General features: G+C 66.6%; 2 protein-coding genes. Both read right to left on the bottom strand.

Annotated features, from left to right (window positions below):
• Window positions 1–71: 71 nt before the first annotated feature.
• A complete protein-coding gene (locus ACKAE7_RS20700; protein ID WP_188809267.1) occupies window positions 72–1,511 on the bottom strand; it encodes a dicarboxylate/amino acid:cation symporter in 1,440 nt (479 codons plus the stop codon).
• Window positions 1,512–1,764: 253 nt separating this feature from the next.
• Window positions 1,765–2,832, bottom strand: a 1,068-nt coding sequence (locus ACKAE7_RS20705) for a DUF885 domain-containing protein (RefSeq protein ID WP_408980185.1), incomplete at its 5' end; no start/stop codon positions are given.

Here is a 2,832-nt window from a genome sequence, read left to right on the forward strand (position 1 = left end):
GCACTGACCTATCGAGCCGGCGTCGTCCTGTACGCCGTCGTCATCTGGCTACGCCAATAAGGAGACACACCCTAGGCCTTCGCATCCTCCAGGTGGCGAGGAGCGGTGTCCGTGGTGGTCCCGTCGTGGGAAGCGGCGTCAGCGTCGAGGCTGTCGTCAACAAACGGCGTGCCGTTGCGGGGCGCGTTGTACAGCTGCTCGTCCAGGATGCCCTGGCGCTTGGCCACGATGGTGGGGACCAGGGCCTGGCCGGCCACGTTCACGGCGGTGCGTCCCATGTCCAGGATCGGGTCGATGGCCAGGAGCAGGCCGACGCCGGCCAGCGGCAGTCCCAGCGTGGACAGCGTCAGCGTGAGCATCACCACGGCGCCCGTGGTGCCGGCCGTGGCGGCGGAACCCAGCACGGAGACCAGGGCGATCAGCAGGTACTGGGTGAAGTCCAGCTGGATGCCGAAGAACTGGGCCACGAAGATGGCGGAGATCGCGGGGTAGATCGCGGCGCAGCCGTCCATCTTGGTGGTGGCGCCCAGCGGCACGGCGAAGGACGCGTAGGCGCGGGGGACGCCCAGGCTGCGTTCGGTGACGCGCTGGGTCAGGGGCAGGGTGCCCACGGAGGAGCGGGAGACGAAGGCCAGCTGGACGGCGGGCCACACGCCGGAGAAGTACTGCTTGACCGAGAGGCCGTGGGCGCGGACCAGGATGGGGTACACCGCGAAGATGACCAGGGCCAGGCCCACGTAGATGGCGAAGGTGAACTTGCCCAGGGAACCGATTGTGTCCCAGCCGTAGACGGCAACGGCGTTGCCGATGAGGCCCACGGTGCCCAGGGGGGCGATCCGGATGATCCACCACAGCACCTTCTGGATGACGGCCAGTGCCGAAGCGTTCAGGCTCAGGAAGGGTTCGGCAGCCTTGCCCACCTTGAGCGCGGCAACACCGACAGCGATGGCGATCACGAGGATCTGGAGCACGTTGAAGCTGACGGAGGTGGTGACCGCGCCGGATTCGGCAACGGTGGAGCTGGCGCCGAGTCCCAGGAAGTTCTTGGGGAAGAGGCCAACCAGGAAGGCCCACCAGTCGCCGGACTTGCCGGAGTACTTGGCTTCCTCTGAGATGCCGGTGTTGGCACCGGGCTGCAGCAGGACACCCAGGCCGATGCCGATCAGCACGGCGATCAGGGACGTGATGGCGAACCACAGCAGGGTGTTCCAGGCGAGCTTGGCGGCGTTGGACACTTGGCGCAGGTTCGAGATGGAGCTGACCACTGCGGTGAAGATCAGGGGTACGACGGCGGTCTGCAGCAGGGACACGTAGCTGGAGCCGATGGTCTGCAGCGTGGCGCCAAGGGCGTTGGGGCTGGCTTTGGTGCTGCCGGTGTACTTGGCCAGCAGGCCGAGGCCGAGCCCCACGATGAGGGCGGCGATGATCTGGAAGCCGAACGAGCCAGCCCATTTGGGCAGCTGGAAGCCGGTCTTTCCTGCGGGAGAGGGGGTGCTTGTCTGAGTGCTCACCCGACTACGCTAGGGCCACCGCACATATCACGGCGAACGAACATTGAGAAATATTACGCGCCCCGAGTTTCCGCCGGAGCGAATCAACCCCGTGGAATCAAGGGAGTGCAGCGGCCATGTTACTTATTCCCTGCCCGGGTGTGCTTAAAGTCTCCCGCAGCAGCGGCAACGAGGGGCCCGTCCGGCAGCGCGCGTCAGAGCGACGAAGGAGCAGCGCGCCGAGGACGGGCCCCTTGGGGCCGCGGAGTCAGGACTAGGAAAGCAGCGCCCGCCGGAGCGTGTCCAGTCCGACCGAGCCTACGTTCAAAGCCTTCGTGTGGAACTCTTTGAGGTCGAAACCGGGGCGGGCTTCGAGTTCGGCGCGGATTTGTTCCCAGAGCCGCTGGCCCACCTTGTAGGACGGCGCCTGGCCCGGCCAGCCCAGGTAGCGCGTGAACTCGAATTTGAGTTGTCCTTCGCTGATGGGCAGGTTCTCCTTCAGGAATTCATAGCCTTTGTCCGGGGTCCAGGTGCCGGTGCCCCAGCGCTCGGGGACCTCCAGCTCAAGGTGGACGCCGATGTCGAACACCACGCGGGCGGCCCGCATCCGTTGCATGTCCAGCATGCCCATGTGGTCGCCGGGATCGTTCAGGTAGCCCAGTTCCTGCATGAGGTTTTCGGCGTACAGCGCCCAGCCTTCGCCGTGGCCGGAGGTCCAGCAGACGTTGCGCCGCCACTTGTTCAGCAGTTCGCGGCGGTAGGTGGCGGTGGCCACCTGGAGGTGGTGGCCCGGCACGCCCTCGTGGTAGACGGTGGTGGTTTCGGCCCAGGTGGTGAAAGTGTCCTCGCCGGCGGGGACGGACCACCACATGCGGCCGGGGCGGCTGAAGTCATCCGAGGGGCCGGTGTAGTAGATGCCGCCTTCGTCGGTGGGGGCGATCAGGCATTCCAGCTTCTTCATGACGTCCGGGATGTCGAAGTGGACGCCGGCGAGTTCAGCCACGGCTTTGTCCGAGAGCTCCTGCATCCATGCCCGCAGCGCCTCCTTTCCTTTCAGCTGGCGCGCGGGATCGTTGTTCAGGATTTCCTTGGCCTCGGCGATGGTGGCGCCGGCCTTGATGGTGTCAGCCACCTGTTCCTGCCGGGCGATGAGCCTGTCCAGTTCCTCCACGCCCCAGGCGTAGGTCTCTTCCAGGTCAACCGTCGCGCCAAGGAACGAGCGGGAGGCGAGGGCGTAGCGGGCCCGGCCCACGGCGTCCTTCTCGGGCGCGGCGGGCAGCTTACGCCGGGCTGGCGGAGTTCCTTCGCGCGGAGCTGCTGCCCGCCGCGCCCGAGAAGGACG

The sequence above is a fragment of the Pseudarthrobacter sp. NKDBFgelt genome (assembly GCF_046097905.1).
Classification (GTDB): Bacteria; Actinomycetota; Actinomycetes; order Actinomycetales; family Micrococcaceae; genus Arthrobacter; species Arthrobacter polychromogenes.